Annotated in this window: 22 protein-coding genes; 10 read left to right on the forward strand and 12 right to left on the reverse strand. The window is 62.9% G+C overall.

What is annotated here, in order from left to right; genetic code table 11:
* Positions 1–229: 229 nt before the first annotated feature.
* Positions 230–1,006, reverse strand: a complete 777-nt coding sequence (locus tag AC07VI_RS22345) for an enoyl-CoA hydratase (protein ID WP_086145606.1) — start codon at positions 1,004–1,006, stop codon at positions 230–232.
* Positions 1,007–1,066: 60 nt separating this feature from the next.
* On the opposite strand from AC07VI_RS22345, the gene AC07VI_RS22350 reads away from it, so the two are divergent.
* The gene (locus AC07VI_RS22350; RefSeq protein WP_253251925.1) at positions 1,067–2,386 is read left to right on the forward strand and encodes an MFS transporter; all 1,320 of its coding nucleotides are present in this window, start codon (positions 1,067–1,069) and stop codon (positions 2,384–2,386) included.
* Between the two features lie 137 nt (positions 2,387–2,523).
* A complete protein-coding gene (locus tag AC07VI_RS22355) occupies positions 2,524–2,961 on the forward strand; it encodes a universal stress protein (protein ID WP_086145605.1) in 438 nt (145 codons plus the stop codon).
* A gap of 40 nt (positions 2,962–3,001) precedes the next feature.
* On the opposite strand, the gene mltA is transcribed toward AC07VI_RS22355, so the two are convergent.
* On the reverse strand, positions 3,002–4,099 hold the full coding sequence (gene mltA, locus AC07VI_RS22360) for a murein transglycosylase A (protein WP_492992412.1): 1,098 nt from the start codon (positions 4,097–4,099) through the stop codon (positions 3,002–3,004).
* 4 nt (positions 4,100–4,103) lie between these two features.
* Here mltA and AC07VI_RS22365 point away from each other — a divergent pair, with 4 nt between their 5' ends.
* Complete coding sequence (locus tag AC07VI_RS22365; RefSeq protein WP_172404731.1) at positions 4,104–4,421, forward strand: hypothetical protein; 318 nt, start codon at positions 4,104–4,106, stop codon at positions 4,419–4,421.
* Positions 4,422–4,450: 29 nt separating this feature from the next.
* Here the strand turns inward: AC07VI_RS22365 and apaG are convergent, their stop codons facing one another.
* A complete protein-coding gene (gene apaG / locus AC07VI_RS22370; protein ID WP_086145620.1) occupies positions 4,451–4,825 on the reverse strand; it encodes a Co2+/Mg2+ efflux facilitator ApaG/CorD in 375 nt (124 codons plus the stop codon).
* A gap of 145 nt (positions 4,826–4,970) precedes the next feature.
* Here apaG and rpe point away from each other — a divergent pair, with 145 nt between their 5' ends.
* The 7 genes from rpe (at position 4,971) to AC07VI_RS22405 (ending at position 11,114) form a co-directional block, all read left to right on the forward strand.
* On the forward strand, positions 4,971–5,645 hold the full coding sequence (rpe, locus tag AC07VI_RS22375) for a ribulose-phosphate 3-epimerase (protein WP_492992411.1): 675 nt from the start codon (positions 4,971–4,973) through the stop codon (positions 5,643–5,645).
* Positions 5,645–6,349, forward strand: a complete 705-nt coding sequence (locus tag AC07VI_RS22380) for a phosphoglycolate phosphatase (RefSeq protein WP_086145603.1) — start codon at positions 5,645–5,647, stop codon at positions 6,347–6,349. Before rpe ends, AC07VI_RS22380 begins: the two co-directional genes overlap by 1 nt.
* Before the next feature lie 269 nt (positions 6,350–6,618).
* Entirely contained in the window at positions 6,619–8,115 is a 1,497-nt protein-coding gene (gene trpE, locus AC07VI_RS22385; RefSeq protein ID WP_086145602.1) for an anthranilate synthase component I, read from the forward strand.
* Position 8,116: 1 nt separating this feature from the next.
* Positions 8,117–8,680, forward strand: a complete 564-nt coding sequence (locus AC07VI_RS22390) for an aminodeoxychorismate/anthranilate synthase component II (protein ID WP_086145601.1) — start codon at positions 8,117–8,119, stop codon at positions 8,678–8,680.
* Positions 8,681–8,745: 65 nt separating this feature from the next.
* A complete protein-coding gene (gene trpD, locus AC07VI_RS22395) occupies positions 8,746–9,789 on the forward strand; it encodes an anthranilate phosphoribosyltransferase (RefSeq protein WP_492992410.1) in 1,044 nt (347 codons plus the stop codon).
* A gap of 30 nt (positions 9,790–9,819) precedes the next feature.
* Positions 9,820–10,620: an indole-3-glycerol phosphate synthase TrpC gene (gene trpC / locus AC07VI_RS22400; protein ID WP_492992408.1), complete on the forward strand. Its 801-nt coding sequence runs from the start codon at positions 9,820–9,822 to the stop codon at positions 10,618–10,620.
* Positions 10,621–10,640: 20 nt separating this feature from the next.
* A complete protein-coding gene (locus tag AC07VI_RS22405) occupies positions 10,641–11,114 on the forward strand; it encodes a hypothetical protein (RefSeq protein ID WP_086145598.1) in 474 nt (157 codons plus the stop codon).
* Here the strand turns inward: AC07VI_RS22405 and AC07VI_RS22410 are convergent.
* The 9 genes from AC07VI_RS22410 to AC07VI_RS22450 all read right to left on the reverse strand — a co-directional run bounded on the left by AC07VI_RS22410 (position 11,065) and on the right by AC07VI_RS22450 (position 22,693).
* Entirely contained in the window at positions 11,065–12,240 is a 1,176-nt protein-coding gene (locus AC07VI_RS22410) for a GGDEF domain-containing protein (RefSeq protein ID WP_086145597.1), read from the reverse strand. The two genes, AC07VI_RS22405 and AC07VI_RS22410, sit on opposite strands and share 50 nt — an antisense overlap.
* Positions 12,241–12,491: 251 nt before the next feature.
* Positions 12,492–14,300: a M61 family metallopeptidase gene (locus AC07VI_RS22415; RefSeq protein WP_492992405.1), complete on the reverse strand. Its 1,809-nt coding sequence runs from the start codon at positions 14,298–14,300 to the stop codon at positions 12,492–12,494.
* Positions 14,301–14,438: 138 nt separating this feature from the next.
* Complete coding sequence (locus AC07VI_RS22420; protein WP_099375221.1) at positions 14,439–15,017, reverse strand: nucleotidyltransferase family protein; 579 nt, start codon at positions 15,015–15,017, stop codon at positions 14,439–14,441.
* Positions 15,018–15,030: 13 nt separating this feature from the next.
* A complete protein-coding gene (locus AC07VI_RS22425; RefSeq protein WP_086145595.1) occupies positions 15,031–17,295 on the reverse strand; it encodes a xanthine dehydrogenase family protein molybdopterin-binding subunit in 2,265 nt (754 codons plus the stop codon).
* Positions 17,296–17,305: 10 nt separating this feature from the next.
* Entirely contained in the window at positions 17,306–17,764 is a 459-nt protein-coding gene (locus AC07VI_RS22430; RefSeq protein WP_086145594.1) for a (2Fe-2S)-binding protein, read from the reverse strand.
* Positions 17,765–17,893: 129 nt separating this feature from the next.
* A complete protein-coding gene (locus AC07VI_RS22435) occupies positions 17,894–18,616 on the reverse strand; it encodes a DsbC family protein (protein WP_086145593.1) in 723 nt (240 codons plus the stop codon).
* Between the two features lie 153 nt (positions 18,617–18,769).
* Positions 18,770–20,002, reverse strand: coding sequence for an FAD-dependent monooxygenase (locus AC07VI_RS22440; RefSeq protein ID WP_492992401.1), 1,233 nt, complete (start codon positions 20,000–20,002; stop codon positions 18,770–18,772).
* Between the two features lie 79 nt (positions 20,003–20,081).
* Positions 20,082–22,286, reverse strand: a complete 2,205-nt coding sequence (locus AC07VI_RS22445) for a S41 family peptidase (RefSeq protein WP_492996249.1) — start codon at positions 22,284–22,286, stop codon at positions 20,082–20,084.
* 116 nt (positions 22,287–22,402) lie between these two features.
* A complete protein-coding gene (locus AC07VI_RS22450) occupies positions 22,403–22,693 on the reverse strand; it encodes a hypothetical protein (protein ID WP_492992399.1) in 291 nt (96 codons plus the stop codon).
* Positions 22,694–22,770 lie beyond the last annotated feature (77 nt).

Genomic DNA, 22,770 nt, shown 5'->3' on the forward strand with positions numbered 1-22,770 from the left:
CTGCTGCACTTACATCAAATGTCCACACTTATCGACTGTTAATTGTTAAAGAACTGTATTCGGTACTGCTTTCGCGCCTTCGACAAAGCGTTGTGTTTGTCAGCTGCGAAGAAGGAAGAGTATGAAGCGTTTCGGCCATTTCGTCAACCTTCTTTTTTACTACCCAGCCCCTGAAGGCTGTCCCTTTTGTGCCGCAAACTAGTGCGTCTCATCGGGGAGGCGAATCATATCAAAGACCGTCGAAGTTTGGCAAGCGCTTTTCCAGGAAAGCGTGCATGCCTTCTTTTTGTGCAGGCGTACCGAAGGCGGCCTGGAACAAGCGGCGCTCGTAGGCGACACCATCGGTCAAGGTCGTTTCAAACGCGCGGTTGACGCAATCCTTGATCATCATGGCTACCGAGGTCGGCATGGCGGCGATGGTCTTGGCGGCGGCCAGGGCTTCTTCCAGCAGCTTATCGGCCGGCACGACGCGCGACACCAGGCCGATGCGCTCAGCCTCGGCGGCGTCGATGGTGCGCGCCGTCAGCAGCAAATCCATGGCCTTGGCCTTGCCGATGGCGCGCGGCAAACGCTGCGTGCCGCCCGCGCCCGGCGTGACGCCGACCTTGATTTCCGGCTGGCCGAATTTGGCGCTGTCGGCGGCGATCAGGAAATCGCACATCATGGCCAGTTCACAACCGCCACCGAGCGCATAGCCAGCCACCGCGCCCACCACCGGTTTGCGCACGCGCAAGATATGCTCCCAATTGCGGCTGATGTAACCCTGGGTAAAGGTGTCCGGGTAGGTGTAATCGGCCATGGCGGCGATATCGGCGCCGGCGGCAAATGCTTTTTCACTGCCCGTGAGCACGATGCAGCCGATATTCTCGTCGGCATCGAATTTGAGTAAGGCGTGGCCCAGCTCATTCATCATGTTGTCGTTCAAGGCGTTCAGGGCCTTGGGGCGGTTCAGGCGTATCAGTGCCACTTTATCCTGGATGTCGATGATCAGGTCTTCGTATTGCATAGTGTCTCCTCTCGATGAACGGTGCAACGATTGTAGCGGCTAACGGCAGCGGCGCGGCAGGTGCACTGCTATTATTGTGAGCCTGATCATTTTCATATCGAGCAAGATATTTTCTCCTCCATCTTCCAGTACTGCGCCGATTACCTGCGCGGCGACGGCAGCGCCGCCAGCGTCAATTTTCGCCGCCTGTGGTTCAGCAATGGCCTCAATTGCTTCGGCGCCCAGATCACTTCGCTGGCCCTGCCCCTGTGCGCGGTACTGCTGCTGCATGCGACGCCGGAACAGATGGGCCTGCTGGTCGCTCTGCAGGCGCTGCCGTTCGCCCTGTTCGGCTTGCCCGTCGGCGTGCTGCTGGACCGGCGCAGCAAGCTCCCTATCATGCTGTTCAGCGAAAGCATGTCGGGCCTGGCCCTGGCCAGCGTGGCCGTGGCCTACTGGTGCGGCGTGCTGTCGATGCCCTGGTTATATATAGTGGGATTCGTCATCGGCACAGGCTTCGTCGTCGGTGGCGGCGCCGAACAGGTGTTTCTGACCTTCCTCGTGGGGCGCGATGGCTTGATCGATGCGCAGTCGAAATTTGCCGCCACCGAATCGGCTTCGCGCCTGATCGGCCCAGGCCTGGCCGGCGTGCTCGTGCAAATGCTGTCGGCTCCCGTCGCCATCCTGTGCACGGCCTGCGGATACTTAATTTCCGTCTTCAATTTGCGCGCCATGAGCGTGCGCGACCCGCGGCCTGCGCCGTCCGACAAGCACGCCCTGCGCGACATTGCCGACGGCTTGCTGTTCGTGTGGCGCGAGCCGCTGCTGCGCGCATTGGCATGGGGCGCCGGAATCTGGCACTTCCTGTTTTACGCCAGCATGGCCTTGACGGTGCTGTTCGCCACGCGCGACCTGGGCATGAGTCCGGGCGTGCTGGGCATGACGCAGATGCTGGGCGGCGCCGGCGTGCTGCTGAGCGCCTTCATCGTCAAGCCATTGACGAAACGCTATGGCGCCGGCCGCACCATCCTGATCGGCCTGGCTTCGACCTCGCTCTGCTTTGCCCTGACGCCCACCATCCCCGCCGCCTTGTTCGGCAGCGCGGCCGCCAGCGCCGTGGCCTATGCCATATTGATGTTCTTTTTCGATTGCGGCGTGATGCTGTTCTTTATTCCCTACCTGGGCTTGCGCCAGAAAGTCACACCCGATGCCATGCTGGGCAGGATGACGTCGACCATGCGCTTCCTGACGGTGGCGACGGCGCCGCTGGGCGCGCTGGCCGCCGGCTGGGTAGCGGAACACTTTGGCGTGCGCAATGGCCTGGCCTGCATCGCGGCCGGCAGCATTGCGTTGACGGTCGCCATGGTGTGGAGCACGGCGCTGCGTAGCGTGCGCACCTGAGGCGGGGAACAGGCATACACTGGCGAAAGATTGCTTTGGCGACACTATTTCTGCCAAAGCCCGGTAGGTTTGATTTACATCAAGGTTTTAATTGATGTAACTCCATAAGCTGTCTTACATCACTTGAGGAGTACGCCATGTTTAACACCATCTTATTTCCCACCGACGGTTCGCCGTTGTCCGACAAAGCCGCCGAGACCGCCCTCGCCTTCGCCCAACTGAACAAGGCCAAGCTGGTCGCCATCAGCGTGGTGCAGCCCTTCCCGTTTTCGCCGATGGCGGACGGCGGCATCGTGCTCGACGCCAGCCTGTACGAACAACAGATGCAGGAAGCCTCGCAGCGCGCCATCGACAAGATCGGCGAGACGGCCCGCGCCGTCGGCGTGCCCTTCGAAGGCGTGGTGGCCGTCTCGCCCAGCCCGCACGAAGAAATCGTCAACGCGGCACAGACTTACCATTGCGACATTATCCTGATGGCCTCGCATGGCCGCAAAGGCTTGAACAAGCTGTTCGTGGGCAGCGAAACGCAAAAAGTGCTGGCGCATACCCATCTTCCAGTGATGGTCCTGCGCTAACCTTGCGTTAGCGCAATCCCAGCCCGGCGCCGCGAAAAACTCAGCGCGCCGGCGCCTGCTTCGGCAACAACACCCACACGGCGCCGCTCTGTTTCATGCGGCCCGCATTCTCGGCCGCTTCCGCGCCAAAACCAAAGAAGTAATCGACACGGATAGGGCCGCGAATGGCGCCGCCTGTATCCTGCGCCATCACCAGGCGCTGCATGGGAATCTCGCTATTGGCTTGCGTGGTGGACAGGAATACGGGCGCACCGAGCGGCAGGAAGCGCGAATCGATGGCCACCGAGCGCTGCGGCGTCAGCGGCACGCCCAGTGCGCCCTTCGGCCCCACTTTCGGATCGGGCAGGCGCTCTTCCTTGAAGAACACATAGCTCGGGTTGGCGTTGAACAATTCATCCTTGCGCGTGGGATGGCCGGCAATCCACGCCTTGATGCCCTGCGCGGACGCCTGGCTCAGGGTCAGCTCGCCCTTGTCGACCAGATAGCGGCCGATGGATTTGTACGGATGGCCGTTTTGATCCGCATACGCCACGCGCACGGTTTCCTGCGTATCGGTCAGCTGCACGCGCCCGGAACCCTGCACTTGCAGGAAGAACGCCTCGACTTCGTCATCCACCCACAGCAATTCCTTGCCCGTGACGGCGGTGGCGCGCTCGATGTCGGCGCGGGTTGCGTACGGTATCACCTTCTTGCCGACCAGTTTGCCCCGCAAGCGCATGTTTTTCAGTTCCGGATACACGCCGGACAAGTCCACCGAGACCAAGTCGTCAGGCACCTTGTACAGCGGTGTCTGGTATGGGCCACCGCGCTTGCGCGCGCCGTGCAGCAGCGGTTCATAATATCCGGTGACGAGGCCGGTGCTGGCGCCGTCGGCGGCCAGCACTTGATTTGGCACAAAGAAGGTTTCAAAAAACAGACGGATGGCCTTGTCGCTGTCCGCATTCACCTGGCGCGCGATCGTGCATGACTCCTTCCAGTCAGGGCGTTTCACCAGCACGCCGCACGAGGCCATGAAGGCTGGCCAGGCGGCGCGCATGTCGTCGCGCGCCCAGCCGGGCAAGGCGGCAAACTTGGCAGGCACGAAGATGGGCGCCGCCACATCCGTGGCATCCTTGGCATCGGCGGGTTTGGCCGGCACAGGCTTGACGACGGTCGGCGCGATGGGCGGCGCCTTGCCGCTGGCAGCGGGCGGCGCAGGCGGCGTGGTACAGGCGGAAAGAACAAGCGCGACGGCGCCGATTGAAACGAGTAGACTACCGCGTGTAAATAAGCGGCGCGTGAATAAGCTGCGTGTAAATAACATAGGGATGCGTATGTGGATCTTGATGATTGAAGCGCTGGTGGCCTTCTTCTTGCTGGTATTTATCGTCTGGTGGACCATGTATTCGGGCAAGAAGCCCGCGCCACCGGCACGGAAACAAGTAAGCGACGAAAAAGATGCCGCGGAAAAGCTGAAATGATAGACGATGGCCCGCAAGCCTGACGCTTCTTAATGCAGGGTACGCGGCAGTGACAGCACGAATTCCGGGATAAGCGCTTCGAACTGGTGACCATCCTCGGCCACGCAGAAGTATTCGCCCCGCATCGAGCCTTGCGGCGTGGCCAGCATGGTGCCGCTCGTATATTCAAACTGTTCGCCCGGCTGCAGCAGCGGCTGGTGACCGACCGCGCCCAAGCCGCGCACCTCTTCCACCTTGTTATTGGCGTCCGTGATGACCCAGTGACGCGAAATCAGTTGCGCGCCGACGGTGCCGCTGTTAACCACGCGAATCGTGTAGCTGAATACATGGCGGCCCTGCTCGGGTGCCGATTGCTCGGGCAAGTACTGCGTCTTGACCGTTACCGTAAATTCATAAGTCGACATCGTCATCCCTTCAGTAATCATGAATGTCGCGCGTGGCTCAGCGGCCACTGCGCGGCGCATATTCTGTGTTTCAATAAAGCATGGTAACGGCGTCAAGCGTAAAATAGCGCATCTTCGCATTTTCTACTCTGAGCCTTTAGCCACCATGACAACATTCCGTATCGCTCCCAGCATCCTGTCAGCCGACTTTGCCCGCCTGGGCGATGAAGTGCGCAACGTCGTTACCGCCGGCGCCGACATCATCCACTTCGACGTGATGGACAACCATTATGTGCCGAACCTGACCATCGGACCGCTGGTGTGCGAAGCGATCCGCCCGCACGTGCAAGTGCCCATCGATGTGCATCTGATGGTCAAGCCCGTCGATCGCATTATCCCGGATTTCGCCAAGGCTGGCGCGAACATCATCACCTTCCACCCGGAAGCGTCCGATCACGTCGACCGTTCCTTGCAACTGATCCGCGACAATGGCTGCAAATCGGGCCTGGTATTCAACCCGGGCACGCCGCTGCACTACCTGGAACACGTGATGGACAAGATCGACATCATCCTGATCATGTCGGTCAACCCAGGCTTTGGCGGCCAGTCCTTCATTCCGCAGGCGCTGAAGAAAATCGCCGAAGCGCGCCGCATGATCGACGAATCGGGCCGTGACATCATGCTGGAAGTCGACGGCGGCATCAAGATCGACAACATCGCCGCCGCCGCCGCTGCCGGCGCCGACACCTTTGTCGCCGGCTCGGCCATCTTCGGCAAGCCGGACTACAAGGCCGTCATCGACGCCATGCGCGCAGAATTGGCCAAAGTAGCGGGCGCCTGATGCAGGCGGGCACGGTGAAAGACCACGTACTGGCCGGCGTGCGCGCCGCCATCATCGACCTCGATGGCACGATGCTCGACACCGTGCCCGATTTTCATGTCGCCATCAACGGCATGCGCGCCGAGTTCGACCTGGCGCCCATCAGCGCCGATGCCATCAAGCTGATGGTGGGCAAGGGCTCGGAAAACCTGATCCGCACCGTGCTGGCGCTCGACTTCGACGCGGCCGGCGTGGAACAGCGTTTTGACGCGGCAATGGAGGCTTACCAGCGCCATTACCTGGCCGTCAATGGCCAGTTCAGCACCCTGTACCCGGACGTGGAAGCGGGGCTGGCGGCGATGCAGGCGGCGGGCTTGCGCCTGGCCTGCGTCACCAACAAGCCGATCGCCTTCGCCCTGCCCCTGCTGCAGCAGAAAAAACTCGATGGCTATTTCGAGATCGTCTACGGCGGCGATTCGCTGCCGAAGAAAAAACCGCACCCCATGCCGCTGCTGCAAGTGTGCGCGGACTTCGACCTGCCCCCCGCCAGAGTGGTGGCCATCGGCGACTCATCGAATGACGCGCAAGCGGCCAGGGCTGCGGCTTGCCCCGTATTGACGGTACCATATGGCTACAATCACGGACACTCTATACACGATACCGATTCCGATGGTATAGTAAAGACACTGCTCGAAGCAGCACGTTTTATTAGCATGCAAAATTAACCGGCATACTGACCAAACCCAACACCATATCGTGAACACGTTTCTCATCAAAAAACACAATGTCACCCAAACCGGCTCGATTGAGGCCTGGCTTTGGCGACGCTGGCAATCCTGGCAGGCCTAAGGGCCGAGCCGTTACGATTGCTGCCGGCTGCACACGCGTCCTTTGCGCCTCTTGCGCAAGTTCCATGTACCGGCAAGTTTTTTGATAACCCACCGCAGGGTTTGTGCACTATGCACACTCGCACCCTGGCGGCATGGAGAGACACATGACCGAACTCGAATTCAAATCGCTGGCCCAGCAAGGCTACAACCGCATCCCCCTGATCGCGGAAGCGTTCGCCGACCTGGAAACCCCGCTCACCCTGTACCTGAAACTGGCGCAGGCTCAACACGGCGGCAAGAACACCTTCCTGCTCGAATCCGTCGTCGGCGGCGAACGCTTCGGCCGCTACTCCTTCATCGGCTTGCCCGCCACGACCGTGTTGCGCAGCTACGGCAAACGCACCGAAATCGTCAAGAACGGCAGCGTGATCGAAGAGCACGAAGGCAATCCGCTCGACTTCATCGAACAGTTCCAGTCGCGCTTCAAGGTCGCCCTGCGCCCCGGCATGCCACGCTTCTGCGGCGGCCTGGCCGGCTACTTCGGCTACGACACCGTGCGCCACATCGAGAAAAAGCTGGCCGGCGGCGCGCCGAAGGATGACTTGAACCTGCCCGACATCCAGCTGATGGTGACGGAAGAACTGGCCGTCATCGACAACCTGTCCGGCAAGCTGTACCTGATCGTCTACGCCGACACGGCGCAGCCCGAATCGTTTTCGAAAGCGCAGCAGCGCCTGAAGGACTTGCGCATGATGCTGCGCCGCGGTGTCGATGCGCCCGTCACCAGCGCTTCCGTGCGCACGGAAACCATCCGCGATTTTTCCAAGGAAGACTACCTGAAAGCGGTCGCCAAGGCCCACGAATACGTGATGGCGGGCGACCTGATGCAGGTGCAGATCGGCCAGCGCATCCGCAAACCGTATGTCGATTCGCCGCTGACCCTGTACCGCGCCTTGCGTTCGCTCAATCCATCGCCGTATATGTACTTCTATAATTTCGGCGACATGCAGATCATCGGCGCCTCGCCCGAGATTTTGGTGCGCAACGAAACGACGGCCGATGGCGGCAAGAAAGTCACCTTGCGTCCGATCGCCGGCACGCGTCCGCGCGGCGCCACGCCAGAGCGCGACGCCGAGCTGTCGGCCGAACTGCTGGCCGACCCGAAAGAGATCGCCGAGCACGTGATGCTGATCGACCTGGCCCGCAATGACATCGGCCGTATCGCGGAAACGGGCAGCGTGCAAGTCACCGACCGCATGGTCATCGAAAAGTATTCGCATGTGCAGCACATCGTCTCGAACGTGGAAGGCACCTTGAAGGACGGCCTGTCGAACCTGGACGTGCTGCGCGCGACCTTCCCCGCCGGTACCCTGACGGGCGCGCCGAAAGTGCGCGCCATGGAAGTGATCGACGAACTGGAAATCACCAAGCGCGGCATCTACGGCGGCGCCTGCGGCTACCTGTCGTTTGGCGGCGAAATGGATGTGGCGATCGCCATCCGTACGGGCGTGGTCAAGGACGGCATGCTGTACGTGCAGGCCGCGGCCGGCATCGTGGCCGACTCCATCCCCGAAATGGAATGGCAGGAAACGGAAAACAAGGCGCGCGCCGTGCTGCGCGCCGCCGAACAAGTGCAAGATGGCCTGGATGGAGGGTTTTAAGATGCTGCTAATGATCGACAACTACGACTCCTTCACCTACAACATCGTGCAGTATTTCGGCGAGTTGGGCGAAGACGTGCGGGTCTACCGCAACGATGAGATCACGATCGAACAGATCGAGGCGCTGAACCCTGACCGCATCTGCATCTCGCCCGGTCCGAAAGCGCCGGCACAGGCGGGCATTTCGGTGGAAGTACTGAAACACTTCGCCGGCAAGAAGCCGATACTGGGCGTATGCCTGGGCCACCAGGCCATCGGCGATGCGTTTGGCGGCAAGGTCATCCGCGCCAAGCAGGTCATGCATGGCAAAACTTCCCTCATCGCGCATACGGGCGTGGGCGTCTTCAAGGACATCCCCAGCCCCTTCACAGTGATCCGCTACCACTCTTTGGCGATCGAACGCGCCTCGCTGCCTTCCTGTCTGGAAGTGACGGCGTGGACGGACGACGGCGAAATCATGGGCGTGCGCCACCGGGAATACGATATCGAGGGGGTGCAGTTCCACCCCGAATCGATCCTCTCGGAACACGGCCACGCGCTGCTGAAGAATTTCCTCGAGCGCTGATCCCATGCGCACGCCACGGCGTGCCGTCAGTGTCCTCCTGCGCCATCATTGAAGAAGGAAGCATCATGCCGATCACCCCACAAGAAGCCCTGCTGCGCTGCATCGAACACCGCGAAATCTTTCACGACGAAATGCTGTACCTGTTCCGCCAGATCATGTCCGGCGAAATGTCGCCCACCATGATCGCAGCCCTCACCATGGGCTTGCGCGTGAAAAAGGAAACCATCGGCGAAATCGCCGCCGCCGCGCAAGTGATGCGCGAGTTTTCCATCAAGGTGCCCATGGCCGACACCACCAACCTGCTCGACATCGTCGGCACGGGCGGCGACGGCGCGCACACTTTCAATATTTCCACCGCCTCGATGTTCGTGGCGGCGGCAGCGGGCGCGCGCGTGGCCAAGCACGGCGGGCGCAGCGTCTCGTCTTCGTCCGGCAGCGCCGACGTGCTCGACTCGCTGGGCGTCAACATCAACCTGCAGCCCGAGCAGATCGCCCAGTCGATCGCGCAAACGGGCATCGGCTTCATGTACGCGCCCAACCACCACGCGGCCATGAAACATGCGGCGCCCGTGCGCAAGGAACTCGGCGTGCGCACGATCTTCAATATCCTCGGCCCGCTGACCAATCCGGCCGGCGCGCCGAACATTCTGATGGGCGTATTCCACGCCGACCTGGTCGGCATCCAGGTGCGCGTGCTGCAACGCCTGGGCGCGCAGCATGCCATCGTCGTGTATGGCCGCGACAATATGGATGAAGTCTCGCTGGGCGCGGCCACCATGGTCGGTGAATTGATCAACGGCGAAATCCGCGAATATGAAATCCATCCCGAAGATTTCGGCATGTCGATGATCGCCAGCCGCAACCTGAAGGTGGCCGACTCCGTCGAATCGAAAGCGAAGATGATGGAAGCGCTGCGCGGCGAACCCGGCGCCGCCGCCGACATCGTCGCCCTGAATGCGGGCACGGCGCTGTACGCGGCCGGCGTGGCCAGCTCGATCGAGGATGGCCTGGCGCGCGCGCGCGCCGCCGTCAGCTCGGGCGCCGCGCTGGCGAAACTCGACCAATTCGTACAGGTGACGCAGCAGCTGGGCACCCCGGCGCAAGCGTAATCTCCCCTTCTCTATAGAACAGCGACCATCATGTCCGACATACTCGATAAAATCCTCGCCGTGAAAGCCGAAGAAGTGGCCAGAGCGAAAGCCCACCGCAGCCTGGCCAGCCTGCGCAGCGACGTGGAGGGTGACAGCGCCCTGCGCGCCGACTTGCGCGGCTTTGAAGCAAGCCTGCGCCAGCACATCGCCGCCGGCAAACCCGGCATCATCGCCGAAGTAAAAAAAGCGTCGCCATCGAAAGGCGTGATCCGCGCCGACTTCCGCCCCGCCGACATCGCCGCCAGCTATGCGGCGCATGGCGCGGCTTGCCTGTCCGTGCTGACGGACGAACAGTTTTTCCAGGGGTGCGTGGAATACCTGCAGCAGGCGCGCGCCGCCTGCGCCATCCCCGTGCTGCGCAAGGACTTCATGGTCGACATGTACCAGATCTATGAAGCGCGTGCCATGGGCGCCGACTGCATCCTCCTGATCGTCGCTGCGCTCGACCATGGCTTGATGGCCGAGATGGAGGAGTGCGCCCACGAACTGGGCATGGGAGTGCTGATCGAAAGCCACGACGGCGCAGAACTCGACGCGGCCTTGAAACTCAAGAGCGCGCTGATCGGTATCAATAACCGCAATCTGCGCACCTTCGACACCTCGCTCGACACCACCATCGGCCTGCTGCCGCGCATCCCGCAAGACAAATTGATCATCACGGAATCGGGCATCCTCAATACGGCGCACGTCAAGCGCATGCGCGACGCTGACGTGCACGGCTTCCTGGTGGGTGAAGCATTCATGCGTGCGCCAGATCCAGGCGTGGAGCTGGAACGCCTGTTCAGCTAAATCATGGTAGGCTGGCAGCCATGAGACACGCAATTATCATCGTTGCCGCCGCCGGCCTGCTGGCAGCCTGCCAGAATGCGCCACCGCCCGTGAGCCGCGCGCCCTCGCCAGTGGAGCGCACGCCCCCTGGCACGCCGGCCGCGATACAGCTCGCCGCCAGCATCGATGACTACAAATCCCTGGTAGCGCAGCAGATCATGGCCGCCAACGCAGAATACACGTTCAATGGGCGCCTGCCGCCCATGCTGCCGGCCATCGTGGTGCTTGACCTGAGCGTGGGTCCCGACGGCGAGCTGAAAAGCGTGCGCGTGCACCGTTCGCGCGACAGCGAAGCATCAGCCGCGGCACTGGCCGCCGTGCGGCGCGTGCAGGTCCTCTTTCCGCCGGCGGCACACCTGATGCGCAGCCACGCCAAAACTTTCGATTTTTCCGAAACCTTCCTGTTCAACGACCAGTACCGCTTCCAGCTGCGGACATTGTCCGGTCCGCAGTAAAGCCGCTGGCATCGAATTCGATACGGTCGCGTCCCCGCTCTTTGGCCAGGTACAGAGCTGCATCGGCGCGCGACAGCAGCTGCTCCAGCCCTTCCAGTACCGATGCCTGACAAGCGACGCCGATGCTGACCGTACACGATGGCAGCCCCGCATGACTGGGCTCGCGCAGCAAGGTGCGGATGCGTTCAGCCACGCCCAGTGCATTATGCGCCGGCATGTCCGGCATCAGCACGACGAATTCCTCGCCGCCGAAACGCGCCACGCAATCCGATTCGCGCAGGGCGCCGCCAATGATGGTGGCCACATGCGCCAGCACCCGGTCGCCCACCGCATGACCGTAGCGGTCATTGATCGATTTGAAGTAATCGAGGTCGATGCTGAGCAGTGTCAGCGGCAAGCGGCGGCGGCGCAGATTGCCTATTTCGCGCGCGTAGGCATCGCCAAAGCCCCGCCGGTTCAACACCTGCGTCAGTGGATCGTGGGTCGAGCGGCGCTCCAGTATCTGCTGCAGGCGCCGCGTCGCCACCGTCATGAAACCCACCGTCAGCAGCAGTGCCATGAAATTGGCGACCGCCAGATAGATGCCGGCCGGCGTACCGGTCACCGTCAGGCTCACGCTGGCGCCGCCATGCAGCAAGGCGGACACGCCACGCGCCAGCACCACGGCGGCCTGCATCAGCATCAGCGCGCCAAAGAAAAAACTCGAGAAATGGCGTTCGCCATGACGCCATACCAGTTGCACCTGGCGCGCATAAAACAGGAAGACCAGCAGCGAAAAGACCGCCACGCGTGCCGAGAAATCGGGGTGCACCAGCAGCCACCAGCTACTACCGGCAATGGACAGGACGAGTATCAGCAGATAAGCGCGGCGGCTGGGCGCCAGGCCGTAGAATTTCTCCGTGCCCAGCATCGACAATCCAATGCCGGCCACCAGCACCGCATTGGCCGCGATCAGGGACAAGGCCTGGGGCAGCACTTCGCGGGTGCCGAACAGCAGTGACGCACACACCAGCAACAGCAAGCCGGCCGCCCAATGCCCCAGGCCATGCACCTCGCGCCGGAAACTGCGATATACCGAGAACATGACGATGCTCATCGCCCCGCACATCAGGGTCGTCATCAGCATAATCGTTCGAGGATCGAGGGTTTGCACGTTGGGCGCGATCTAAAAGAGGCAGTTTGGCAATTTTAGTTTAGTTAAAGAAAAATTAGTTCATTTGCGGTAAATATGATGCCACTTTGCCAGTATTGGCTGGCAAGGCGGGATCCCAAAACGCGAGCGCCCGGGTCAGGTGAGTCACTTGTGAAAAATGTACTTTGAAATAGAAAACCGGCCTGTCACGGCCGGTTTCCAGTCTTACGGCCCGAAAAACAACGCTATGCCGCGCTAGGACGCTTCGGCCCCGTGGCTTTCTTTGGCGTCGGCGACAAGGCCAGGCTGACGCCAGGCACGCGGTCACCCTGCAGCACGGCCGTAAACGTCATCAGCTCATCGCGGCGGAAGGCGTGGATCGCTACCTTGGCCCCAACGGGGTATCGGCCCAGCAGAGTGTCCAGGTTTGCCGGATTGCCCGTCACGCGCAAGCCATCGACGGCCACCAGTACGTCGCCCGCCGACAGGCCAGCCAGATGCGCGGCGCCGCCCTGATGCACCTGCGCCAGCCTGGCGTCGTTGCCGTCGCGGCCCAGGTTCACGTCCAGGCTCGGTTTTTCCGCTTTGCGCTGGTCGCTGTACTTCACGCCGAATGGGGCCAGCAGACGCTCCAGCGGCACGTCGTCGGTGCCTCGGATGTAGCGCTCGAAAAATGGCTTCATGCGCGTGCCGGAGACCTCATCGAACAGGGCCTCGACTTCGGCCGGCGTCACGCCGCGCGCTTTGCCCTTGTAGAAATCGCGGCCATAGCGCTGCCACAATGCCTGCATCACGTCGTCCAGCGATTTCTCGCCGTTGGTCTTGGAGCGCAAGGTCAGGTCGAAGGCCAGCGCGATCAGCGAACCCTTGGTGTAATAGCTGACGATGGCGTTCGGCGCGTTTTCATCCTGGCGATAGTACTTGCCCCAGGCGTCGAAACTGGAATCGGCCACGCTTTGCTTGGTGCGGCCGCTGCCGCGCAAGACGCTGTTGACGGTCTTGCCCAGCAATTTGAAGTAGGCCGCTTCGTCGATCAGGCCCGCGCGCACCAGCATCAGGTCATCGTAATAGCTGGTGAAGCCCTCAAACAACCACAGCAGCGGCGAGTAGTTTTCCACTTGCAGGTTGTACGGCGCAAAGGCGGCCGGCTTGATACGCTTGACGTTCCAGGTGTGGAAGTACTCATGGCTGCACAGCCCCAGGAATTTCAGGTAGCCATCGCCGATTTCAGTGCTGTTCGAGGCCGTCGTCGGCAGGTCGGCGCGGGCGCAGATCAAGGCGGTCGAGGCGCGGTGTTCGAGGCCGCCATAACCATCGCCGACGGCCATGGTCATGAACACATAGCGGTCCATCGGCGCTTTTTTTGTCTTCGGCTCGAAGAAGGCGATCTGCGTTTCGCAAATGGCTTTCAGGTCGCGGCACAAGCGGTCCAGGTCCAGGTTTGGCACCGTGCCCGTGACAACGATATCGTGCGGCACGCCATACGCGGTGAAGGTGGCCAGCGCAAAGTCACCCATTTCCACAGGGTGGTCGATCAGCTCATCGTAATTGGCCGCCTGGTAGCTGCCGAAGCCATAGCGCTTGGCCTTCAGTTCCGGCAAGGTGGTGGCTACTTTCCAGCTCTTGCAGGCCGCCTCCTTCGGCTGCACGATGTGCACTTCGTGCGGCTCGGTCTCCTGGCCCAGCACGCGCAGGAACACGCTGGTGCCGTTGAAGAAACCGTGGTTCTGGTCCAGGTGGGCGGCGCGCACGGACAAATCCCAGGCATACACGTCGTATTCGACCGTCAACGGGCCCTTGCACGGGGCGGCTTGCCAAGAATGCTTGTCCAGTTTGGACAGCGCCACGGCCTTGCCTTCGGACTCGGCGCGGATACTGACGATATTGCGCGAGAATTCGCGGATCATGTAGCTGCCGGGAATCCAGGCCGGCAAGGACAAGACCTGGCCGATGGCGGCCGGCGACTTGACTGTCAAGGTCACTTTGAACATGTGGCCTGCCAAATCGGCTGCGGCGATGCTGTAGATGATGCCGGCGGCCGATGTGGTTTTCACTGCGGTTTTCGCCGCGGCTTTGCTTGTGGCTTTGCCGCTTGCCTTGGCTCCCGCCTTGGCGATGATTTTTTTAGTCGCTACTTTCTTCATGTTTTCCTCGTGTCTGGCTAGTCTTCCCGGGAGCGCCACTGGCCCGCCTTACAAATCGTCAGGTGTATCAATATCGCGCAAGACGCCGCTGTCGTCCACTGTCACTTCGCACACGGCATGGCTGTTGACGATGCTGCGCGCGCCCTGATCGCCATCGAGCGCCAGCAGCAGCGGCAAGTGCAAGGCACTGAACGCGACGGGATTGCCGCGCCGGCCCTGGAAGACGGGCACGGCGATGTGCGCGCCATCTGCAATGGCATGCGACAAGGCGGCGATTGTAGCTGCTGCCACGCCAGGCATGTCGCCCAGCGCGATCAGCCAGCCCGGCGCGCCGCGCACGTAATCGATGGCGCAGGTAAGCGAGGCGGCCATGCCCGTGTCCGCGTCGTCGCAGACGCGCACCTCGCAGCCCAGCGCGCCGAGCACGCGCGCCACCTGCGTGTCGTCGGCGCGCACCACGGCCAGCACGCGCGGCAGGGCCGCCAGCATGTTTTTTGCCGCCGCCGCCACCACGGGCAAGCCCGCATGCGGGCCTTCGGCCAGCGGCTGCAATAATTTGTTCTGTACGCCGGAAGGGTCGAACCTGCGTCCCCTTCCGGCTGCCAGCAAGATGCCGACCGTACTCAAAAAAACGCTGCCGTCATGCGGCCGCCAGGTCGAACGGCAGCTTGCGCAGGCGCTTGCCCGTCAGCGCGAACAGCGCGTTGGCAAACGCAGGCGCCAGCGGCGGCACGCCCGGTTCGCCCATGCCCGTCGGCGCATCGCCGGAGGGCACCAGGTGCACCTCGACCACCGGCATGTCGGGCATGCGCGGCACCGGGTAGTCGCCGAAGTTCTGTTGCTCCACCACGCCATCCTTGAGCGTGATGGCCGCGCCGGGAATGGTCATGCCCAGCGCCATCAGCGCGGCACCCTGCACTTGCGCCTCGATCGTCAAGGGGTTGACGGCCAGGTTGCAATGCACGCCGGCCCATACCTGGTGCAGCTTGGGCGCGCCTTCCACCACGGAGGCCGTCACCACGTAGGCAACCACGGAATTGAACGACTCGTGCATGGCCACGCCCCAGGCCTGCCCTTTCGGCAGCTTCTTCCTGCCATAGCCGGACTTGGCCACGGCCAGGTCCAGCGCGGCGAGGTGGCGCGTATGCTTGGCGTCGATCAGCTGCTTGCGGTAGGCGACGGGGTCCATCTTCGCCACGTGCGCCGCTTCATCGATCAGGGTTTCCATGACGAAGGCCGTATGCGTCGAGCCGACGGAGCGCCACCACAGCACGGGCACGTTCGCCTTGGCCGTATGTACGGACAGCTTCATCGGCAGGGTGTACGGCTCGCCCATGCCCTCTACCATCGTGCCGTCGACGCCATTTTTCACCATGAACGCTTCGAACGGCGTGCCGGCCATGATGGACTGGCCCACGATGGTATGGTCCCAGGCGAGGATCTTGCCCTTGGCGTCGAGGCCGATCTGCGCGCGGTGCACATGCGACGGCCGGTAGTAGCCGCCCTTGATGTCATCCTCGCGGCTCCACATCAGCTTTAACGGGCCGCTCTTGCCGGCCGCCCGGTACGCCTTGGCGACGTTGACGGCTTCGACCACGTAGTCGGACGAGGGCACGGCGCGCCGGCCGAAGCCGCCGCCCGCCATCATCGTATGCAGGGTCACCTGCTCGGGTTTCAGGCCCGAGGTGGCGGCGATGGCAGCCTGGTCGCCCGTCTGGAATTGCGAACCGACCCACATCGTGCATTTGTCGGCCTGCAGGTCAACGACGCAATTGAGCGGTTCCATCGGCGCGTGCGCCAGGTAGGGGAACTCGTAGACGGCTTCGATCTTTTTCGGCGCCGAGGCCAGCTTGCCCATGTCGGCAGGCTTGGCGACGGTGCCAGGCGTCCTGGCCAGCGCCTTGAAGGCCGCCATTTGCTGGTCGCTGCTGACCTTTTCCACGGCGCTGCTGTCCCACTCGATCACCAGCGCATCGCGCCCCTGCTTGGCCGGCCAGTAACCGTCGGCGATGACGGCCACGCCGCTGCCGCCACGGTCGGTTTTGACTTCCAGTACTTCCAGCACGCCCTTGATGGCTTTCGCCTTGCTGGCGTCGAATTTCGCCACCTTCGCGCCAAACACGGGCGGGCGCGCCACCATGGCCACTTTCGCGCCAGGCGGCTTGAAGTCGATGCCGAACTGCTGCTTGCCGGTGGACTTGGCTGCCGCGTCGAGCCGCTTCACTGGTTTGCCGATGATGGCAAAATCGCGCGGCTCCTTCAGCTTGACGGTGGCGGGCACGGGTTGGCGCATGGCCGCGTCGGCAAACTCGCCATACGTCGCCTTTTGCCCGCCGGGGCCATACAGCACGCCTTTCGCGGCGCGCACCTGGTCGGGATTGACTTTCCACTGTGCTGCAGCGGCGCCCACCAGCATGGCGCGCGCCTTGGCGCCGATTTCGCGGTACTGCGTAAACGAATGGGCGATGCTGCCCGAGCCACCCGTCATCTGCATGCCGTAGGCGGCATCCTTGTACTGCTCGCCGGCCGGCGCCAGTGCGCCGTGCACCAGGCTCCAGTCGGCGTCGAGTTCCTCGGCGATCAGCATGGGCAAGCTCGTTTGCACGCCCTGGCCGAACTCCAGCCGGTTCACTTGCACCGTCACCGCGTTATCGGGGGCGATGTGCAAAAAGGCGTTCGGCGCATACACGGGCTTGGCGGGAGCGCCATCGGCCGCCAGCGCCAGCTTGCCGGCGCCCGGCAGGAAAAAGCCCAGCATCAAGCCACCGCCGGCCACCGCGCCGGCCTTCATGAAACCGCGCCGCGACACGCCGCCCGCATCCGGCTCCGCCGACGATGCCAGCGCCGCGCCCAGGGTCACGCCGCCATGCTGCAATGCTTCCTGATTCAACCATTCGATACGCATGTCGTTCTCCTCAGGCCAGGGTCTTGGCCGCGTCCTTGATGGCCGCGCGGATACGTTGATAGGTGCCGCAGCGGCAGATATTGCCGCTCATGGCGCCGTCGATGTCGGCATCGCTGGGCGCCTTGTTCGTGCGCAGCAGCGCCGTGGCGCTCATCACCTGGCCGCTTTGACAGTAGCCGCATTGCGGCACGTCGTGGCGTACCCATGCCGCCTGCACCGCCTTGCCCACCTGGTCGTTTTCCATCGCTTCGATGGTGGTGATCTTTTGCGCCCCGACCGAGGAAATCGGCGTGATGCACGAACGGATAGGCTGGCCATCGAGGTGCACCGTGCAGGCGCCGCACAGGGCCGCGCCGCAACCGAACTTGGTGCCGGTCATGTTCAGGTTGTCGCGCAGCGCCCACAGGATGGGCGTGGATGGATCGGCGTCGACCTGCGTGTCGTGCCCGTTGATATTCAATGTAATCATCTGCTGCTCCCCCTTTGAATTGTTATTGAGTCTACAAACAACACCTGATCATACGACAGCGGAAAAAAAAGCAAAAAAAAGCGCGCCTTGCAAGGGCGCGCCGTCCAGCCTTCCTGGCGACAGCCCGGATTATTTGATGGTCGAGAGTTTCTGTTCCAGGGTCTTCGTATCGATGGCGCCCGGAATGCGGCTGCCGTCGGCAAAGAAGATGGCGGGCGTGCCCGAGACGCGCAACTGCTGTCCCAGCGCGAGGATTTTTTCGTGCGGGTTGGCGCAATTGGCGGCGACCGTGGCGGGCACCTTACCGTTCAGCATCCAGTCGTCCCAGGCCTTGTTGCGGTCTGGGGCGCACCAGACATTGCGCGACTTGACGATGGAATCGGGCGACAGGATGTTGTACATGAAGGTGTACACGGTGACGTTGTCGATTTCCTTCAGCGCATTCTGGCGGAAGCGCTTGCAATAGCCGCAGTTCGGATCTTCGAACACGGCGATCACGCGCTTGCCGTTGCCCTTGACGGTTTTCATGGCCGAATCGAGCGGCAGGTCGGAAAACTTGATGCGGTTGACCTCGTCCAGGCGCACCTTGGTCAGGTCTTGCGACGTCTTGGCGTCGAAGACGTGGCCGACGAACAGATACTGCGCGGCCTTGTCCGTGTACAGGATGTCGCCGCCCGTGCGCACTTCATACAGGCCGCCGTACGGCGTTTCCTTGACCGAATCGACCTTGGCGCCGTCGCCCAGGCGCGGCTCGATCAGCTTTTTGATGTTCGCTTCCGTCGGCGTTTCCGCGCCGGCGCACGACATCATCAGGCCCGAGGCCAGCACTAATGCGATTCTGCTCATTTTCATCACTGTCACTTCTCCACTTGAAACGCCCGGCAAGAGTGGCTACGCAGCCCAGGCCATTATCTTTTTAACAAAACGAGCGCCGCAGACCAGCTGCGGCGACCTTGAATTTTCACTGCTGCCATTATCCAGTGATATCTTAAGATGCACTGATATTTACTGATTTCCCAACGCGTGCGAAATCATTTTGCGCTTCAGGGCAGGTAATTTATCCAGCAAGTTTAATCCCAAATTGCGAACCACGCGCAACGGCTCGAGATCGGCCCCGAACAAACGCGCCAGGCCATCGGTCGCCAGCTGCATCAGCAGCACGTCTTCCTTGCGCGCGCGCGCATAGCGGGCCAGCACGCGTTCGTCGCCGATGCCGCGGTGCGCTTCGCGTTCGCTGATCGTCTTGACCAGCTGCGCCACGTCGGCAAAGCCCAGATTCATGCCGTGGCCCGCCATCGGGTGCACCACGTGGGCGGCGTCGCCCACCAGGGCCACGCGCGGCGCCACCATGGCGTGCGGGCGCATCAGGGTCAGGGGAAACGCGCGCACCAGTTCCGGCTGCAAAGGCGTCAGCTTGCCCAGTTTATCGTGGCCATACGCGGCCAGGCGCGCGGCCAGGGCGTCGGCCGATTCGCTCATCAAGGTATCGGCCAGCGCATCGGGCGCCGACCAGACCAGCGAGACGCGCTCGCCCGGCAGCGGCAGCAGCGCGACGATACCTTCGCTGCCGGTAAACCATTGGTGGGCCGCGCCATGGTGCGGTTTTTCGCAGGCGAAGTTGCTGACCACGCCGCGCTGGCCATACGAACGGTAATCGAGGCCGATATCGCACTGGCCCCTCACCCATGACTGGGCACCGTCGGCACCCACCACCAGCGCGCAGGTGATGGTGTCGCCGCCGTCGAGGTGCACGATGGCCGAGTCATTCGTCCATTCCAGGCGGCTGGCGCGCCCCTGCACCACATTGACGTTCTGCGCGAACTTCAGGGCCGCGTCCAGCGCCTGGCCCAGGTTGCGGTCTTCGATGATCCACGCCAGGGTGCCCACATGGGCGCCGTAGGCGTCGAAACCGAGTCCGCCCGCCTGCGCGCCGTCGCCGTTGACCAGCATGGCGTCGACTGGCGCCACCCTGTCGGCTTCGAGCGCGCCCCACACCTTCAGCGACGACAGCAACTGGTGCGCCGTGTGGTTGAGCGCATACACGCGCACATCCCAGCTGGCTTCGACCGGCTTGACCGCGGGTGCCGGAGGGCTCACCGGGGATAACAGGGTGACGCTTTGTCCTGCCTGGGCAAACGCCAGCGCCGTGGTTTTCGCGATGGCGCCGTTGCCGACGATGCAAACGTCGCTGTGGCTGTGCATGAAGCGCCGCATGGTGGGGGAAGAGGGACTGTTCATGCGGTCATTATAGCGTTTGCCGCCCCCGTTTCAGCATGCTTGCGCGCCAGAGAAAACGGGGGGAAGCCAAAGATTTTGACTATTCTTGATCCTGGCGTAGAAATGCCTGCGCCCGTTCCAGCACTTCATCGCGCCCGGCACGCAAGCCGGCCACCGAGGGCGCGGCCAGGATATGCGGCTGCACGCCCACTCTTTGCAGCTGGCGCCCATCCGCATGGCGCACCTCCAGGCCCGAATACCAGACATGAACATTTCCAGGAAGCACTACTTCGCGCAAGTCGCCATTCGACCCCGCGCTGGGCGTACCGATGAAGGTGACAGGCGTGGCCGCCTCCAGCATCAACGCCAGGTGTTCGGCCGCGCTTTGCGTTTGCTCGTTGATCAGCATGACGACCTTGCCCCGGTACAGCGGCCCTCGCGCCGGAAAGAGAGGATCCACATACGCCAGTTGCGCGCCATGGCCCGCTTCCAGCGGCATTGCCAGCTGCTGGTACGAGGTGGAAAAGAAGGCGGCATGATTGACATTCAGGCGCCTGGCGATGGCGCGTCCTGTCGCATGCGGATAGCCGCGCATGTCGAGAATCAGCGCGCGGCTATCCTCGATGGTGTCAAACATGGCGTCGACTTCTTCGGGCAGCAGTCGATCCAGGTCGACATAGGCGATGCCCTGCTCCAGCCGCACGGCAGGCAAGGCATGGCGCAAGGGCAGCGCATCGCCCAGCGGCGTTGGCTCCAGTGTCACTGTGCGCCGCGCCCCATCGCCGCCGGAGAGCAGCAGTTGCACCTCGCTTCCGGCCGGGACGATCAACATCTCATACATTGCCTTGCGCCAGTGCCCCGCATCCGTCGAGGCGGCCGTCATGGTGCGCAAGCGCGCAAGGCGCACGGCCACGTCTTCGCCATCGATACTGATGATCTCATCTCCCGCATGCAGCATGCCAGTGCGCTCCAGCGCGGGGTCGGTCACGCCGGCCACCACGATCTGTGCGTCGATGCGCGCAAGCTGCACACCCAGACCATGCGTACGCTCGTTCCAGCCCAGCGCCCGGCTAGCCGTGCCTACATGACTGTCATCAAGATGCACCGCCATCGCCTGCAGCGCCAGGCCATATTCTCGGGCGTCCCGTACCTCCTCCATACGCCGCAGGCAAACCCGCAGGGCCTCGTCCCAGGAAGCGTCCATCAGACGGCGGGCGGGAAAGTACTTATCCATGGTTGCCCACAGCTTGATCGCCGCCAGCATGCGCCATTCGCGCTGCGGAAAACGCATGTCGCGATACGCGGCATCATCCTGCCGCACGGGGTAGATGGCCGCTTGCGCCACAGGCGCCACTGCGCGGGCCGGGCGTGCCAGCAGCGCCAGCGCCGCCTTCACGGGCGCGCTGCCCTGGCCTGTGGCCCGGTCCTCCGGCAAGGTCCGGTCAGCATGCCAGAGCGCCACGCTGCCGTCTGGCCAGACCTGCTGGCCCGCGGAAAACTCCACCGGCAGGCCTACGCCCAGCCACTGTATTTGCAGCGGGCCGGCGCGGCTGCGCCACGCCCCTTCCTCGGCCACGATGCGCGCGCGCCCCGCACGCTGCAACGCCAGCAAGGCGCCTGGCACGGGCTGCGTATCGTTCACGATCGCCACCATGGGCAGGGCACGCGCACCGGCCGACGGGTACAGGCGCTGCGTTTCCATCTGTATGAAACCGGGCGCGATGCCTTCCCAGTCCTGCGGATCTTGCGGCCGTGGCCCCGTGGAAAAGCGGTAGCGTCCCGCCGGCAGCAACAGCGGCTGGCCGATCAACTGGGCCAGCACCGCGTGCAACCTGACTGGCGACGGCATGGACGGAACTTCAGCGATCGGGCGCAGGTCCAGAATCACCCGCCTGGCACGTGCCGGCAGTACGAACGGCGCGGTATCAAGGCGCATGCCCGGGTGCAGATGCAGCAGCGCGGTATCGCCGGGCAGCCATTCCAGCACGGCACCGTCGGCCGGCCAACGCACGAACTCCTGGCTTGGCAAGCCAATGCGCAACGCAGCGTCATGTAACGGCGCCATCAGCGTGCGGGCGGCGCCGAGCAAGCTGGCCTCGCTATCCATGCCCTGCAGCTGCGGCAAGGCAGCGACCAGCGCGCGGTCCCAGTCGATGGCGCCATCGGCCAGGGCCGGATGCGTGGCGCGCGCCTCGCTCCACAGCCGCGCCAGCGCGAGCACATCGCCCTCGCCCGCCTGCGCGGCGGCCATGTGCAGGACGAGCACGGACAGGACCGCCAGCCGCCATTTCACCGTCTGTATCACTTTCAATCGCCACTCCCCGCCGGTTCCGCCATGAAAAAGCGCCGCGCATGAACTTCGGGTTCACGAGCGGCGTTGAGTGCTTGATTATCCGGCAACATCATGCGCTACACAAGCGCTCAGACGGATGGACTCTCTCCTTCTGCGTGAAAATGCGGCAGCACATATGCCGCGATCTCCTGCAAGGTCTCTGTCAGCGGGCGGCGGTTCTGCCGCAACTGCAGGCCGATATGCCGCACGCCGGCCGCACGCATGGCGTGCAGCTCCGCGATCAGGCCATCGCGCCCCGTGCGGCAGCCGAAGCGGAAACGCTGCAGCGGCATGGGAGGATCTTCATCCAGGTCGAGGTGGAGGTGTGATTGGTGGTGGCGCTCATGCGGCAGTCCTCTCAAACAGATTTCGATGGCCACGCCATGCGCCATCGTTTATTGAGAAAAATACCGTTTACATCAAATCATATTTGATCCACAGGCAAGTAAGCTGATGC

Source organism: Janthinobacterium sp. GW821-FHT03A03, assembly GCF_059421435.1.

Coding starts and splice junctions, on each gene's coding strand:
- AC07VI_RS22380 (WP_086145603.1), top strand. CDS start 5,645: ATGCAGGCGGGCACGGTGAAAGACCACGTACTGGCCGGCGTGCGCGCC.
- AC07VI_RS22430 (WP_086145594.1), bottom strand. CDS start 17,764: ATGATTACATTGAATATCAACGGGCACGACACGCAGGTCGACGCCGAT.
- apaG (WP_086145620.1), bottom strand. CDS start 4,825: ATGTCGACTTATGAATTTACGGTAACGGTCAAGACGCAGTACTTGCCC.
- AC07VI_RS22440 (WP_492992401.1), bottom strand. CDS start 20,002: ATGAACAGTCCCTCTTCCCCCACCATGCGGCGCTTCATGCACAGCCAC.
- AC07VI_RS22435 (WP_086145593.1), bottom strand. CDS start 18,616: ATGAAAATGAGCAGAATCGCATTAGTGCTGGCCTCGGGCCTGATGATG.
- AC07VI_RS22410 (WP_086145597.1), bottom strand. CDS start 12,240: ATGCTGATGACGACCCTGATGTGCGGGGCGATGAGCATCGTCATGTTC.
- AC07VI_RS22390 (WP_086145601.1), top strand. CDS start 8,117: ATGCTGCTAATGATCGACAACTACGACTCCTTCACCTACAACATCGTG.
- rpe (WP_492992411.1), top strand. CDS start 4,971: ATGACAACATTCCGTATCGCTCCCAGCATCCTGTCAGCCGACTTTGCC.
- AC07VI_RS22405 (WP_086145598.1), top strand. CDS start 10,641: ATGAGACACGCAATTATCATCGTTGCCGCCGCCGGCCTGCTGGCAGCC.
- trpE (WP_086145602.1), top strand. CDS start 6,619: ATGACCGAACTCGAATTCAAATCGCTGGCCCAGCAAGGCTACAACCGC.
- trpC (WP_492992408.1), top strand. CDS start 9,820: ATGTCCGACATACTCGATAAAATCCTCGCCGTGAAAGCCGAAGAAGTG.
- AC07VI_RS22345 (WP_086145606.1), bottom strand. CDS start 1,006: ATGCAATACGAAGACCTGATCATCGACATCCAGGATAAAGTGGCACTG.
- trpD (WP_492992410.1), top strand. CDS start 8,746: ATGCCGATCACCCCACAAGAAGCCCTGCTGCGCTGCATCGAACACCGC.
- AC07VI_RS22355 (WP_086145605.1), top strand. CDS start 2,524: ATGTTTAACACCATCTTATTTCCCACCGACGGTTCGCCGTTGTCCGAC.
- AC07VI_RS22425 (WP_086145595.1), bottom strand. CDS start 17,295: ATGCGTATCGAATGGTTGAATCAGGAAGCATTGCAGCATGGCGGCGTG.